The sequence below is a fragment of the Paenibacillus sp. FSL R5-0407 genome (genome assembly GCF_038009185.1).
In the GTDB taxonomy this organism is placed as follows: Bacteria; Bacillota; Bacilli; order Paenibacillales; family Paenibacillaceae; genus Fontibacillus; species Fontibacillus vini.
Genome location: NZ_JBBPAX010000001.1, coordinates 2,545,986 through 2,558,929, shown reverse-complemented (window position 1 = coordinate 2,558,929; position 12,944 = coordinate 2,545,986). Strand labels below are relative to the sequence as shown.

The 12,944-nt window shown below is 49.5% G+C and carries 15 protein-coding genes and 1 riboswitch; of the genes, 10 read left to right on the top strand and 5 right to left on the bottom strand.

Annotation, left to right across the window (positions count from 1 at the left end; genetic code table 11):
• Positions 1-23 precede the first annotated feature (23 nt).
• The 5 genes from NYE70_RS12375 to NYE70_RS12355 all read left to right on the top strand — a co-directional run bounded on the left by NYE70_RS12375 (position 24) and on the right by NYE70_RS12355 (position 4,661).
• Positions 24-740, top strand: a complete 717-nt coding sequence (locus NYE70_RS12375; RefSeq protein ID WP_290406587.1) for a Cthe_2314 family HEPN domain-containing protein — start codon at positions 24-26, stop codon at positions 738-740.
• 94 nt (positions 741-834) lie between these two features.
• A riboswitch (SAM riboswitch) is annotated at positions 835-993 on the top strand.
• Positions 994-1,094: 101 nt separating this feature from the next.
• Positions 1,095-2,120: a methionine ABC transporter ATP-binding protein gene (locus tag NYE70_RS12370; RefSeq protein ID WP_290406586.1), complete on the top strand. Its 1,026-nt coding sequence runs from the start codon at positions 1,095-1,097 to the stop codon at positions 2,118-2,120.
• Positions 2,120-2,788: a methionine ABC transporter permease gene (locus NYE70_RS12365; RefSeq protein ID WP_290406585.1), complete on the top strand. Its 669-nt coding sequence runs from the start codon at positions 2,120-2,122 to the stop codon at positions 2,786-2,788. Before NYE70_RS12370 ends, NYE70_RS12365 begins: the two co-directional genes overlap by 1 nt.
• A gap of 56 nt (positions 2,789-2,844) precedes the next feature.
• On the top strand, positions 2,845-3,708 hold the full coding sequence (locus NYE70_RS12360) for a MetQ/NlpA family ABC transporter substrate-binding protein (protein ID WP_341046209.1): 864 nt from the start codon (positions 2,845-2,847) through the stop codon (positions 3,706-3,708).
• A 179-nt stretch (positions 3,709-3,887) separates the two neighbouring features.
• A complete protein-coding gene (locus NYE70_RS12355; protein ID WP_290406583.1) occupies positions 3,888-4,661 on the top strand; it encodes an SDR family oxidoreductase in 774 nt (257 codons plus the stop codon).
• A gap of 78 nt (positions 4,662-4,739) precedes the next feature.
• On the opposite strand, the gene NYE70_RS12350 is transcribed toward NYE70_RS12355, so the two are convergent.
• Complete coding sequence (locus NYE70_RS12350; RefSeq protein ID WP_211026008.1) at positions 4,740-4,985, bottom strand: NifU family protein; 246 nt, start codon at positions 4,983-4,985, stop codon at positions 4,740-4,742.
• Between the two features lie 82 nt (positions 4,986-5,067).
• On the opposite strand from NYE70_RS12350, the gene NYE70_RS12345 reads away from it, so the two are divergent.
• Entirely contained in the window at positions 5,068-5,307 is a 240-nt protein-coding gene (locus NYE70_RS12345; protein ID WP_213655995.1) for a YuzB family protein, read from the top strand.
• Positions 5,308-5,330: 23 nt separating this feature from the next.
• On the opposite strand, the gene NYE70_RS12340 is transcribed toward NYE70_RS12345, so the two are convergent.
• Together NYE70_RS12340 and mqnE are read right to left on the bottom strand one after the other, a co-directional pair.
• Entirely contained in the window at positions 5,331-6,398 is a 1,068-nt protein-coding gene (locus tag NYE70_RS12340) for an NAD(P)/FAD-dependent oxidoreductase (RefSeq protein ID WP_341046206.1), read from the bottom strand.
• A 48-nt stretch (positions 6,399-6,446) separates the two neighbouring features.
• Complete coding sequence (gene mqnE / locus NYE70_RS12335) at positions 6,447-7,553, bottom strand: aminofutalosine synthase MqnE (protein ID WP_211026028.1); 1,107 nt, start codon at positions 7,551-7,553, stop codon at positions 6,447-6,449.
• A gap of 201 nt (positions 7,554-7,754) precedes the next feature.
• Here mqnE and NYE70_RS12330 point away from each other — a divergent pair, with 201 nt between their 5' ends.
• Together NYE70_RS12330 and NYE70_RS12325 are read left to right on the top strand one after the other, a co-directional pair.
• Positions 7,755-8,111, top strand: coding sequence for a HesB/IscA family protein (locus NYE70_RS12330; protein ID WP_211026014.1), 357 nt, complete (start codon positions 7,755-7,757; stop codon positions 8,109-8,111).
• 238 nt (positions 8,112-8,349) lie between these two features.
• Positions 8,350-9,768, top strand: coding sequence for an alpha/beta hydrolase family protein (locus NYE70_RS12325; RefSeq protein ID WP_341046205.1), 1,419 nt, complete (start codon positions 8,350-8,352; stop codon positions 9,766-9,768).
• Between the two features lie 61 nt (positions 9,769-9,829).
• Here the strand turns inward: NYE70_RS12325 and NYE70_RS12320 are convergent, their stop codons facing one another.
• Both NYE70_RS12320 and NYE70_RS12315 read right to left on the bottom strand, forming a co-directional pair.
• Entirely contained in the window at positions 9,830-11,035 is a 1,206-nt protein-coding gene (locus tag NYE70_RS12320) for an AI-2E family transporter (RefSeq protein ID WP_211023565.1), read from the bottom strand.
• Positions 11,036-11,458: 423 nt separating this feature from the next.
• Positions 11,459-11,674, bottom strand: a complete 216-nt coding sequence (locus tag NYE70_RS12315) for a hypothetical protein (protein WP_244861622.1) — start codon at positions 11,672-11,674, stop codon at positions 11,459-11,461.
• A 175-nt stretch (positions 11,675-11,849) separates the two neighbouring features.
• Here NYE70_RS12315 and NYE70_RS12310 point away from each other — a divergent pair, with 175 nt between their 5' ends.
• Complete coding sequence (locus NYE70_RS12310; RefSeq protein ID WP_211023563.1) at positions 11,850-12,515, top strand: YheC/YheD family protein; 666 nt, start codon at positions 11,850-11,852, stop codon at positions 12,513-12,515.
• A gap of 274 nt (positions 12,516-12,789) precedes the next feature.
• Entirely contained in the window at positions 12,790-12,930 is a 141-nt protein-coding gene (gene sda, locus NYE70_RS12305) for a sporulation histidine kinase inhibitor Sda (protein ID WP_211023561.1), read from the top strand.
• The last annotated feature ends 14 nt before the right edge of the window (positions 12,931-12,944 follow it).

Genomic DNA, 12,944 nt, shown 5'->3' with positions numbered 1-12,944 from the left:
ATTGACGGAAGCGAGGAAACAATATGCTGCGAAGCTTGCTTGGCGAACCGCCAAGAGAAAATGAAGGTCTGCTGAAGGACGCTATCGACGCCATGGTACAAATGACGAAGCTGCTGCAAAAAGAAACGGAGCTTCATAAAGACCCGACCCATGATTTTCGGAAGCTCGAAATTTGGACGCTCGGTCTGATCGCTTCGCTGGATGAATTGGAGCAGTGTCTGCATGCGGCTTCCTTCTTTCGGAAGAAGGTAGTCCACGATTCGGAGGCGGATATGGATCCGATCGAGCGGGGCGATTATGCGCGATACGTATTTTTTTACAAGGACGGATTCATCCGCGTGTTTGCCACGCTGGACAAGCTGGGCACGGTGCTCAACGAGCTGTTCGATCTCAAAACCTCCAAAGTCAAAGCTCATTTCTCATACTTCACGGTGCTTCGGCAGTTCCGGTACATGAAGGTACATATGGAGCTGGGAGATCGGCTGGTTGCCATTAAAGAGAAGTATAAGGAACCGCTCGCCGTCTTGAGACAGCGCCGCAATACGGAGATCCATTACATGAATTCGGAAATGAAGGATGATCTTTGGCAGCGGCATCAGACTTTGCATGGGAAAATAGAGCTTGAGGATCTGGACCGTCATCTGCACGATTTGGAGCAAGGTTATCTCATGGTTTGCGAAACGCTGGAAGCGTCTTTTTCATACGCGAATCAGCGCTGGAAGAAGGTTTCGGGGAGATAGAATATATTTCCGATCGGGCTACGTATTTTTTCCTTTGACAAAACAGGGCAAAACTCCTATACTCTAAACTAGTTTCAGAAATAATTTCATATTTTTCTTATCGAGAGAGGCGGAGGGAAAGGCCCGATGAAGCCCAGCAACCGATTCGAATCAGGTAGGGAGCTACGGCCCCGTCATGCCGATACCGAATGTCATGGTGCTAATTCCTTCAAAATCGCGTTGTGCATGCATCGCAGGTTTTGACAGATGAGAAGGCATTGTCTTTACGTAAAGAGAGCCCTTTGAATCTGTGGGGCTCTTTTCTGTTTTTGCTGGATATACATGGAAAAATTGCGCAAACAGGAGGCTATAAGTTTGATTGAACTCAAACAGCTCACTAAAATATATGGCAGCAAAAAGAAGACGACCACCGCGTTATCCGGTCTTAACCTGAAGGTGAACAAAGGTGAAATCTTCGGGGTAATCGGGCACTCCGGCGCGGGTAAAAGTACGCTCATCCGCTGCATCAACTTGCTGGAACGACCTTCCCAAGGCGAGGTTTGGGTCGGCGGCACGGATCTGACCAAGCTGGGCAAGCGGGAGCTTCAACAGCACCGCCGGAAGATCGGTATGATATTCCAGCATTTCAACCTGCTGTCTTCAGCCACAGTATATGATAATGTCGCATTTCCGCTAACACTGACCGGGACTCCCAAGGCCCAGATCCAGGACAAAGTGAATGAACTGCTGGCTCTGGTCGGGCTGGAAGAGCACCGCGGGAAGTATCCCGCCCAGTTATCCGGCGGACAGAAGCAGCGGGTAGGCATCGCGCGGGCCCTGGCCAGCGATCCGGATGTGCTCCTATGCGACGAAGCTACGTCGGCCCTGGATCCGCAAACCACGGATTCCATTCTGAAGCTCTTGCTTGATATCAATCGGAAGTTCAATCTGACGATTCTGCTGATCACGCATGAGATGCATGTCATCCAGAGCATTTGCGACCGCGTCGCGGTCATTCATGAAGGGGGCATCGTGGAAGAAGGGCCGGTCACCGAGGTGTTCCTGAAACCGCGGCATTTCGTAACACGGGAGTTCATCAATCGTGACGCAGCCGGCTCGGCCGGCGAAGAAGGCTTGAAGCTGGCGGCATCGGTGCCTCATCCGGAATGGGCGAGACTGGTGAAGATCACATTCCTCGGCGCCAAGACCTATGAATCGGTGTTGTCCCAGGTGGTCCGGGAAACCGGCGTAAACTTCGCGATTCTGCAGGGGACGATCTCAACGATCAAGGACGTGCCGTACGGCAAACTGACGGTTTCCTTTGAAGGAGACGACGAGAAAGTGGAGCGGACGCTTGCTTTGTTAAGAGAACGGGATCTTGATGTGGAGGTGATCGGGTAATGTGGGGGTTGGACTTTTCTAAAATCGACTGGGCCGAAATGGGCACAGCTTCTACGGATACGCTGCAAATGATGGGCTATGCCACCCTGTTCACGTTTCTGATCGGATTGCCGCTGGGCGTGCTCTTATATACCTTTTCCCGTTCCAGTTCGCCGGTTCTTGGGTGGGTCTATCGGATTCTGTCCCTCATCGTCAACATTATCCGTTCCGTACCGTTCATCATTCTGATCGTTGCTCTAATCCCTGTTACCCGGGCGATTATGGGGGTATCTTCCGGAGTGGAAGGAACCATTCCGCCGCTCGTGATCGGAGCCGCTCCGTTCTTTGCCCGTCTCGTCGAGACGGCGCTGCGCGAGGTGGATCGCGGGGTCATTGAAGCTTCGCACGCGATGGGAGCTACGACCTTTCAGGTCATCCGCAAGGTGCTGCTGCCGGAATCGTTGCCCGGCCTAATCGCAGGCATGACCATTACCGCAGTTACCCTGGTATCTTACACCGCGATGTCGGGTATGGTAGGAGGCGGCGGACTCGGCGACTTGGCGATTCGTTACGGGTATTACCGCTACGAGAAGGAAGTTATGATTGTCTCCGTTGTTTTCATGGTCATCCTGGTGCAAGTGCTGCAAATGCTTGGTGACCGGCTGGTGATTCATTTTACGAGGAAATAAGGAAACCTTATATAGATTAAATCCTTATTCAAAAACTATTAGGAGGTCATACTGTTATGAAGAAATGGACTTTTTCGTTATTGACGCTGGCTTTGGTTCTGGTACTCGCCGCTTGCGGCAACAATGCAAAGAACGACAACTCCGCGGCAGGCAATACGCCGGCTGCAGGGAACGACGCCGCGAATACTCCGGCTGCAACCGAACCGGTTAAACTGGTCGTTGGCGCAACCGTACCGCATGCGGATATTCTCAAGTTTATTGCTCCGAAGCTGAAGGAAGAGGGCGTAGAGCTGGAAGTCAGAGAATTTACGGACTATGTACAGCCGAACGTTCAAGTATTCGAAAAACAACTGGATGCAAACTATTTCCAACATCAGCCATACCTTGACGAGCAAAACGCTCAAAACAAATTTGATCTGGTATCCGTTGTCGGCGTGCACGTAGAACCGATGGGTGCATACTCCAAGAAGCTGAAATCGGCTGACGAAATTGCTGACGGCGCGAAAGTAGCGATCCCGAACGATGCAACGAACGGCGGACGCGCTCTGCTGCTGCTTGAAAAACAAGGTCTGATCAAGCTTAAAGAAGATGCAGGAATCATGGCTACTAAAGCGGATGTTACCGAAAATCCGAAAAACCTGAAATTCATCGAAGCTGATGCCGCAATGCTTCCTCGTCAATTGGAAGAAGTGGACCTGGCGCTGATCAATACGAACTATGCGCTTGAAGCCGACCTCAACCCGGTTGAAGATGCGCTGTTCATCGAGGATGCTGATTCGCCATACACCAACATTTTGGTATCCCGTCCGGACAACAAAGATTCCGAAGCGATCCAAAAGCTGGCTAAAGCGCTGACTTCCGAAGATGTTAAGACATTTATCCAAGATACCTATAAAGGTGCTTTGGTACCGGCATTTTAATAAATAACGAATTAGCCTTAAACGCCTGACCATCCCGCTGCTTAAATGCAGCGGGATATTTGTTTATATACCTGAACTGTCCCGGAGGACGTTGTTGCCCTTCACCGGAAACTCGTTTGTGAGAATGTCTTAAATCTTTTATACTTGAAAAGAAGGTACTGGTGAGGAGGAGAAGGACGTTGGTGGGAAAAGTCGCCCTGATTACGGGAAGCGCCAAAGGCTTGGGCAAGAAAACCGCGTTGACGCTGGCGGAACAAGGCTGTCATATCGCACTGAATTATGTACATAGTGAATCGGAAGCGCACGCTCTTCAATCCGAAATTGAAAAGCTCGGCGTCCGATGCATCGCCGTCCGGGCAGATATTTCTCGGCGGGAAGAAATTGAGACACTCGCAAGTCAAGTCCAGGATAGCCTAGGGACGATCGATATCCTTGTGAACAATGCAGGGCCGTTCATCCGGGAGCGCAGGTTGTTCACCGACTACAGTCAGGGGGATATTCTGGCGATGATTGACGGCAACCTGGTAGGCACGATGCTGCTGGATCATCTGGTCCTTCCGGGTATGCGGGACAAAGGCTGGGGACGGATTATTCATTTCGGGTTCGGCCATGCGTCGGAATCCCGGGCTTGGCCGCATCGCGCGGTGTATGCCGCAGCCAAAACCGGGCTTGTCTCATTTACGAAAACCTTGGCGGTGGAAGAGGCCTCTTACGGAATAACGGTGAATATGGTATGCCCGGGAGATATACGCGGCCGGAACAAAGAGATTTCCATCGCTGAAGCGCGCGAGCTATCCGACGGAGAAACGCCTTTGGGCCGTCCGGGGAGCGGGGAAGACATCGCCCGTGTGATTTCGTTCCTCTGTCATACGGATTCCGACTTTATTACCGGCAACATTATGGACATTTCCGGTGGGCTCGATCCGATTCGTCCATGGGTCAAACCCTCTTAACTATCGGTAGATCTACAAAATAAAAACACGGCCTTCCGGCGATGCCGGAGGACCGTGTTATTTGTGCTGCTGTATATCTTAAAATACTTGTACGACCTCTTGAACGCCTTCTACTTCTTCAAACAGTGCGCGTTCGATACCGGCTTTGAGGGTGATGGTGGAGCTTGGGCAGCTGCCGCAGGCACCCATCAATCTCAATTTGACGATTCCGTCTTCCACGTCGACCAATTCGACGTCGCCGCCGTCACGTTGCAGGAAGGGACGAAGTTTGTCCAAAACTTCCAGCACCTCGTCATACAATTTATCTTGTACGTTTTCACTCATTGTTTTCAACTCCTTTCCTTTCCTATATATTATATTACAAAAACCTTTAAATTTAAATGCTTCAATGACGGGAGAGATACGGTTGAAACCGATTATTGAATTTTGTGCAAACAATGCCGGGTTTGGAACCGATACGATATTGAACCGATTAAAAGAACAGCACGGTTGCGAAGTTATCGAGTACGGTTGCCTTACGGGCTGCGGCATGTGCTACATGTCTCCCTACGCCTTGGTCAATGGAGAAACGGTAGCGGCAGAAACCGCCGAACAGTTGTATGAGACCATTCTGAAACTCATCAAGGAGATTGAGGCGTTAGAATAGCCCTGCTATGATTCCGCTCCGGCTTATCCAAGATGGTGCTTCGACATCCACAGCACACCGCTCTTTAGCAAGCGGGGTACCCGGCCGGTAACCTGGGCTTTGCCCATTAAGCCGAATCCGGCTTTTTTGCCGAGGGAGCCTAGGGTTCCCTTGAGTTTGATAGGTTGGAGCTTCGGTGTTTCGCCGCGCCACTGTGCGGACACAATATGCGCAATTTGGTGCCCCTGACCTTCGGCAGCCTGAGCGCTCGGTGCAAAAGGCAGGCTGGCACAGTCTCCGCAGACGAAAACTTCCGGGTAATCCGGGATTTGATAATACTCATCGAGAAGCACGCGCCCTTGACGGTCTTTGGCAACGTTCAGGTTTTGTACAAGGTCCACCGGCCGGATTCCCGCCGTCCATACGGTGACATCCGAAAGCAGATTTCCGTTCTCATGATGGATAACTCCCGGCTCTAGGGAGTGAATCGAGATATGGGACAGCGTCTCCACGTCGTGCTCGTGGAACCATTTCGTAACATAGGTGGACACTTTCGGCGGGAAAGCCGATAGCAGGCGAGATCCGCGGTCGATGAGCGCTATATTCAAATCAGGACGGCTCTCCCGGAGCTCGGCTGCAATCTCAACCCCGCTGAGTCCTCCGCCGACAATGTTGATTTTGCTGTTAGGCTTGGCATTGTTCAGCTTCATATAAGTTTCGCGTACCGCCGAGAACGATTGGATGCTGCAGGAGAACTCCTTCGCCCCTGGAATATTGTGATAATTATCGGTACAGCCCAAAGCAATGACAAGTTGATCGTATTCCAGAGGGGGTTCCCCCTCTTCCGAGAAATGGATCCTCCGGTTCTCCAGATCGACGGAGACGGCCTCGCCATACTTGATATTTAGTCCATGATAATGAGGAAATGGGACCCTTAGCTCGTGATCGGACGCCGTCCCAGCGGCTAAAGCGTAGTATTCGGTCTTCAGGCTTTGAAACGGCATCCGGTCGATCATTGTAATTTGAATATCCGCAGGAATATGTCCTTTAAAAAGTTCATGAATGATGGTGGTTCCGCCATAGCCTCCACCCAGAATAACGAATTGTTTCATCTCCTCGTATTCCTTTCTGCAGGGGCTGCTTTGGGAGCCCGCTATGCTTTATTCATATACCTGGACTTCGTTATAGAAGGTGTCGCGCTCGACCGGAATCCGTCCGGCCCCTTTAACCAGCCACACGAGCTCTTTCCGGGTTAATCCGTCCGGCGTCAGAGCGCCCGCAGCGTGGCTGATTTGCTCTTTCAAAATCGTGCCATGCACATCGGAAGCACCGAAGGTCAGAGCTACCTGGGTCAACTGAACCCCGATGTTGATAAAGTAAGCTTTGATATGCTGAATATTGTCCAGCATCAACCGGCTGATGGCGATCGTCTTGAGATCCTCGTATGCCGAGTTCCGGCGCATGATCCCCGCATTTTTGTTGCGCGGCTGCATCGACAACGGAATGAATACCATGAACCCGCCGGTTTCGTCTTGAAGCTCGCGAATCTGGATCATGTGGCGGATCCGGTCCTCATGGGACTCGATCGAGCCGTAGAGCATGGTCGTATGAGTTTTCATCCCCAGCTTGTGGGCTGTGCGATGGACATCCAGATACTGATCCACGTTCGCTTTTTCCACTTTCATCTTTTCCCGGTACTGGTCGGACAAGATCTCCGCGCCGCCCCCGGTCAAGGATTTCAGCCCGGCTTTTTGCAGTTCCGTTAAGACTTCCTTTGTGCTAAGCCCGCTGATCCGGGTGAAAAATTCGATTTCCGCCGCCGTATACGCTTTGAGCGTAATGTCGGGAAAACGATCGTTGAGCGCCTTCAGAGAGTCTACATAGTATTGGAACGGAACGTGCTGGTTATGTCCGCCCACGATATGGAATTCGCGTACGCCCGGAGTAATATGCTGCTCCACGTAGGCGATCATTTCTTCGCCGGATAAGGTATAAGAGCCTTCTTCGCCCTGGTCTTTGCGGAAATTGCAGAACGCGCAATGCGATTCGCAAATATTGGTGAAGTAGAGACTCATGTTTTCGATAAAGTAAACTTTTTTCCCATTCTTTCTTAAATTGACCTCATTGGCTAACTGTCCAATGGTCAACAAATCGTCGCTCTCATATAAGTATACCCCGTCCTCGAGGGTCAAGCGTTCCCCTTGCTTTACTTTCTCAACAATTTCAGCCATTCTTCTATCGATGTTCGTTGTTGCGGTCGTGAACATGACGATACCTCCGTTTCCTTTGGAGGATCCATCCGGATCCATCATTACAGGCATATTAAACCACTTTCCTATTATAAACCCCGTTTTGAAAAGGGACAACACATGGAACAGGCGTAAAAGAAAGACGCTGCTATAAAAATCACACTCGCTTGAGGGGAACGAGGATGTGGAGTATACTTTGTATATAAAGGAGGGGTAACGATGATTGAAATCTCTGATAGTGCTGTACAGCGGATTAAGGACATGATTGCCGGAGAGGAAACGCCGGATATGTTTCTCCGTCTCGGAGTGAATCCCGGCGGTTGCAGCGGCTTTTCATATAGCATGGGACTTGATGATCAGGAAGGCGAAGGCGACATTTACCAGGATATTAAAGGTATTAAGGTCGTGGTCGACAAGGAGAGCGTCCGTTATCTGAACGGGCTTGAAATTGACTTCCAGGAGTCGGGCATGTCCGGCGGCTTTACGATCAACAACCCGAACGCCATCGCTTCCTGCGGCTGCGGTCAATCGTTCCGTATGCGTAACGAAGAGGGCCGTCCTGAAGTTTGCGACTGATTCACCTGCATTAAGTTCAACTTAGAGCCTTCCCATAAGGGAAGGCTTTTGTATTTCCAGTATGTTTCCGTAAAAATTAATCCGCATTTAAACGGAGGCGCCCTCATTTTTAACCTGTGGGAAGTACGATAGAGATATCAAAGTATTTTTATGGTGGAGGGATATGGTGAGGCCTTTAGAAGTTTTCTTATTTGCGGGGATAATTCTACTCTGGCTGGCGGTATTATTTATACGCCGGTTGAGCAGAAAAGTCGGATGGTTCATCGGGGGAATTTGTTTAATAGCTCTAGTTGTTCAATGGCTCGTTGAGGGGTATCGGTGGCAGCTGATTCCGGCCTATTTTTCATTACTTCTGCTGGCGGCAGCTGTTGCCTTAAAAAGGCCGGGGACACCACTGCAGGGGAACTGGCGGAGAAAGGCGGGGAAGTTTCTGCTGCTCGCGGTATCCGGCCTCGGAATCCTTGTCTCAGCCGCATTGGCTGTACTGCTTCCCGTTTTCCGGCTTCCTGAACCGGACGGGATGTATGCAGTAGGGACGGAGAGCTTCATGTTTGTTGATCCACAGCGGATGGAGACCTATACGGAAGATCCTGATGAGCATCGAACCCTGATGGTAACAATCTGGTATCCGGCGGAACGAGCGGCAACAGGAAAACGAGCCATGCTTCTCCCGCAATCGGGAGCCGAAGGAATGGAGAAGCATTTTTTGAGTACCTATTCGGAAGCAATGGGACTCCCTGATTTTGCGCTGGATTACTGGAAGTACCTTCGAGGCAACAGTTATGAAAAAGCTGAGATAGCTTCATCAGGCACGGCTCCTTACCCGATCATTCTGCTCAGCCATGGCCTGGGGACCACGAGAATGCTTCATACTTCGCAAGCGGAAAACCTGGCAAGCCAGGGATATGTCGTGGCGGCCATTGATCACACCTACAGCACCACGGCTACGGTGTTCCCGGATGGGGAAGTCACCGGGTTTCAAGCGAAGATGGACGGAGACGACTTCTTGAAATCCGGGAAAGAACTCGGTGAGACTTGGGCTGCTGACGTCGATTACGTAATTGAGTGTTTGGAACGCTTTAACCAAGGGGAGAATCCCGGGAGATTCAAGGGAATGCTGGATGTCAGCAAGATCGGAGTCATGGGCCACTCTTTCGGCGGGGCAACCGCTTATCATCTTACAACTACCCGCGACAAAATTAAAGCCGGTATCAATATGGACGGGACGAATTATGATGTGTTCGATAAGGACCATATTTTGACCAAACCTTTTTTGTTCATGGAATCGGGTGCATTCAAAAGCTTCATTCAAGGTAGTGGATTGGATGGAGAGGGAGCCGAACCGGAACGAATGAGAGAAATCATCAATAATGAAAAGTCCATAATCGGGAGTGCCCAGCAAAATAATGGTCATTTTATCTACATCGAAGGCAGTGAGCATTATAATTTCACCGATCTCCCCCTCTACTCTCCACTGGTATCGCTGACCGGGATGACAGGGACACTCGAAGCAAACAGGGGTGCCGGTATAGTGAATGATTATGTACTGGATTTCTTTGATACTTATCTAAAAGGTAAAAAGTCAGCGCTCCTGGCCGAAAACGTTGATATTTATCCCGAAGTAAAAAGAGACTTGGAATTTACGCCGACGGAATAATACCGCGAAAAAGGCGTTACCGGAGGGTCCTTAGACCTTTCAGTAACGCCTTTCTGTTTGCTTACTGGCTTTGTTCCGGGTTGGTTACTTTGACGGTAACCTCCACATCAGGCCCGGGCTCCTGGTCGTTCTCCAGCGGGTCGTACAGATGGGAACGCATCTCGAACCATTTGAACAGGTGGGTAATGACCACCTTCAGCACTGCATAACCAGGTACCGCCAAAATGATTCCAAGCACGCCGAACAAATTGCCGGCAGTCAAAATAACGAAAATAATTGTGATCGGGTGGATTCTCAGCGTTTTTCCCATAATCTGCGGGGAAATGAATTTGCCCTCGATCAACTGCACCACGGTCCAGACGATGATCAGCTTGAGCAGCATGAACGGTGACGTAACGATCGCGATAATGAGCGCCGGTGTGATAGCAATGGCAGGCCCCAGATAAGGAACGATGCTGGTAAACGAAGCGATGATCGCCAGCACCAGGGAGTAATCCATGCCGATAATCAAAAATCCGATATACAGCAGGATCCCGATGCAGAAGCTGACGATGATCTGTCCCCGAATGTAAGAGCTGATTTGCCCGTTCATTTCCGACATAACCCGGTTGGTCTGGTTCCGGAAACGGACAGGGACATATCTCAAGATGAAGCCGGGGAGCTTCTTGCCGTCCTTAAGCAAATAAAACAGGATGAAAGGAACGGTTACAACGGCGAGAATAATATCCTTCAGCGCGCCCAGAAATCCGCCGATGCCGGACCAGGCATTATCGAGAATCGTGGTAGCCTGTTCGGAAATCGTTTCCCCTAGTTTGGTCGGATTAAATCCGGTCGATTCCTGAACCTGATGAAAGAAATTGCTGCCGATGACACTTTCGAATTGCAGTTGCACCTCATAACTGTATTTCGGGAAATTATCGATCAATTCAGTGATCTGTCTTTGAACGATCGGAACCACGGAAATGATCACAATGGTGATGATCCCTACGATTAACAGGTAAAGAGCGACGATCGTATAGACGCGAGGAATGCCTTTGCGTTCGAGCCAATCCACCAGCGGGTTCAGCAGATAATAGATCGCGCCTGTCAATAAAATCGGAAAGAGCACGGTTTTGAGCAGTACGGTTATCGGCTTGAACACGAAAGAGACTTTGTCGAATATTAGAATATTCAGTCCTATCAATGCCAGAATCAGAAGAAAGACTACAAATCGGTTGTTCAGAAAAAACTTTTTGAAGCGATCACCCCAAGTGTTCGTGCTTCCCATGAAAGCAAAGTCCTCCTGTCAATAAAAAAGTTACTAATATAGGTTATTCAAAAAGTCATCTTTCCACGACGAAGCAGATCATGAAGCCATTTCGACGTCGAATCTTGAATTCAGCCGGGCCTTCCGTTGCTCACGTACCTCATGAGCAAATGCTTACGAAGTCGTTTTCTACGAAAACGTTTAGCTCCGCTACTCAGTCCCTATCTTCATCCAACCTAAAGCGTTTTGTAAAAACGCACTTCGAAAGCATTTGCTATGGTCCTGCAATCCTCTGACTTTTTGAATTCGCACTAATATAGTATTACGCAAAAAAATCATTTAGTTTCAGAGTTTTTCAAAAAAAGCCTTTAAAATCCTCTTAAATAAAAAGAATTCATATTCCTTCGGGTTGCCGAAGGCTATGAATCCCACCGTTTAACGGGTTTAGAAGAACTGCCTTTCTACCATAAAAAATACCATAACGGCGGCCACCAGCGAGAACGCGATGCATCCGGCGCCCAGCCCTTTGCGGGATCCCTTGGCGAACTTGAGTCCCGTAATGAACAACATCACTGTGATCGCTGCCAGCATAAGAGACATGGCAATCATGGCGAACCAGTATAGAATTTCGAACAGTTTCTCCATCGTCTTATCTTCCATAATGCAAGGAATCCCCCTCTGCAAAAAATCTCGTTAGCCCCTACTATACGTTAAATTATTCATTTTGCAAAGAAGCGATAATGATCGTAAAACAGGCATACGCCTTGGACAAACATACAGGAACACCAGACCCGGTTTGAGTATGAATAACTTATAACGGAAAGGGGATGGTGTCATGGCGGGAAGACAACTGGCCAACAAATGGCTGAAAACGGAAGCGCTACTACGCAACGCGGACGTGGCCGCCCACATACCGCAAACCCGAATGTACAGTGCAGAATCGTTAAGGAGCATGCTGCATCAATTTGGCATGGTGGTCATCAAGCCGCTTAGAGGCGGCGGGGGCTACGGCGTTATAAAAGTGACCTACTCCCGAGGGGTATACGCCTTCACTAACATGTCCGCCCAGAAAGCGTTCCGCAGCTTCGATGCAATGTTCCAAGCGTTAAACCGGGTGAAAGTAGGCCGGAAATATATGATTCAGCAAGGTATTCATCTGGCCAGAATTGGGGGCCGTCCGATTGACTACCGGGTAAAAGTCGTTAAGCAGAATGGAGCCTGGGTTTACCGCGCGATGGTAGGGAGACTGGCCCGTCCTGGATTGTTTGTCACGAACTTGTGTAAGGGAGGGAGCTTATTAACTGCCAAACAAGGTTTAGTTCTCTCTCTTCGCAGAAAAGGGGCAGCGCGACAAAAACGACAGGAGATGCGGAACCTCACGAACACCTGTATCGGGATCCTTGAATCCGCGTTTCCGGGCATCGATCAACTGGGGTTTGATTACGGGATTGATCGAAGCGGGAAGGTGTGGATATTTGAAGTGAACACGCGGCCGCAGTAAAAAATTCCCTGAAAATGGTTTATTTCCAGGTTCCTAGGGTTAATAAGTTATAAAAATTAAGCTTTTTACAAAAAAAAATTGGTCGGAAAAAGGGCGGAAATATCCTGTGAATAACTTTTATCCACATTATCCTATCTTATTCTACAATGAATGAGCTTTCTTACTAACATGTTATTCACAGGATTTCCACAGCCTTTTGTGGATAACAGGAACGCTTGTTCTACTGGGAATTTCTTGATATGATGAGGAAAAATATAGAAGGGATGTGTTATCAATGGCGATGTTGACAGATGAGATGCTGCTTGAATCCTATCATATGGCTACTTCGCTTCAATTGGACCGGGAGTTCATCGCACTGCTGTTGGCAGAGATCCATAGACGCGAGCTAATGACTGTTTCACCCTTATTGCATTAAGAGAGTAACTGTCG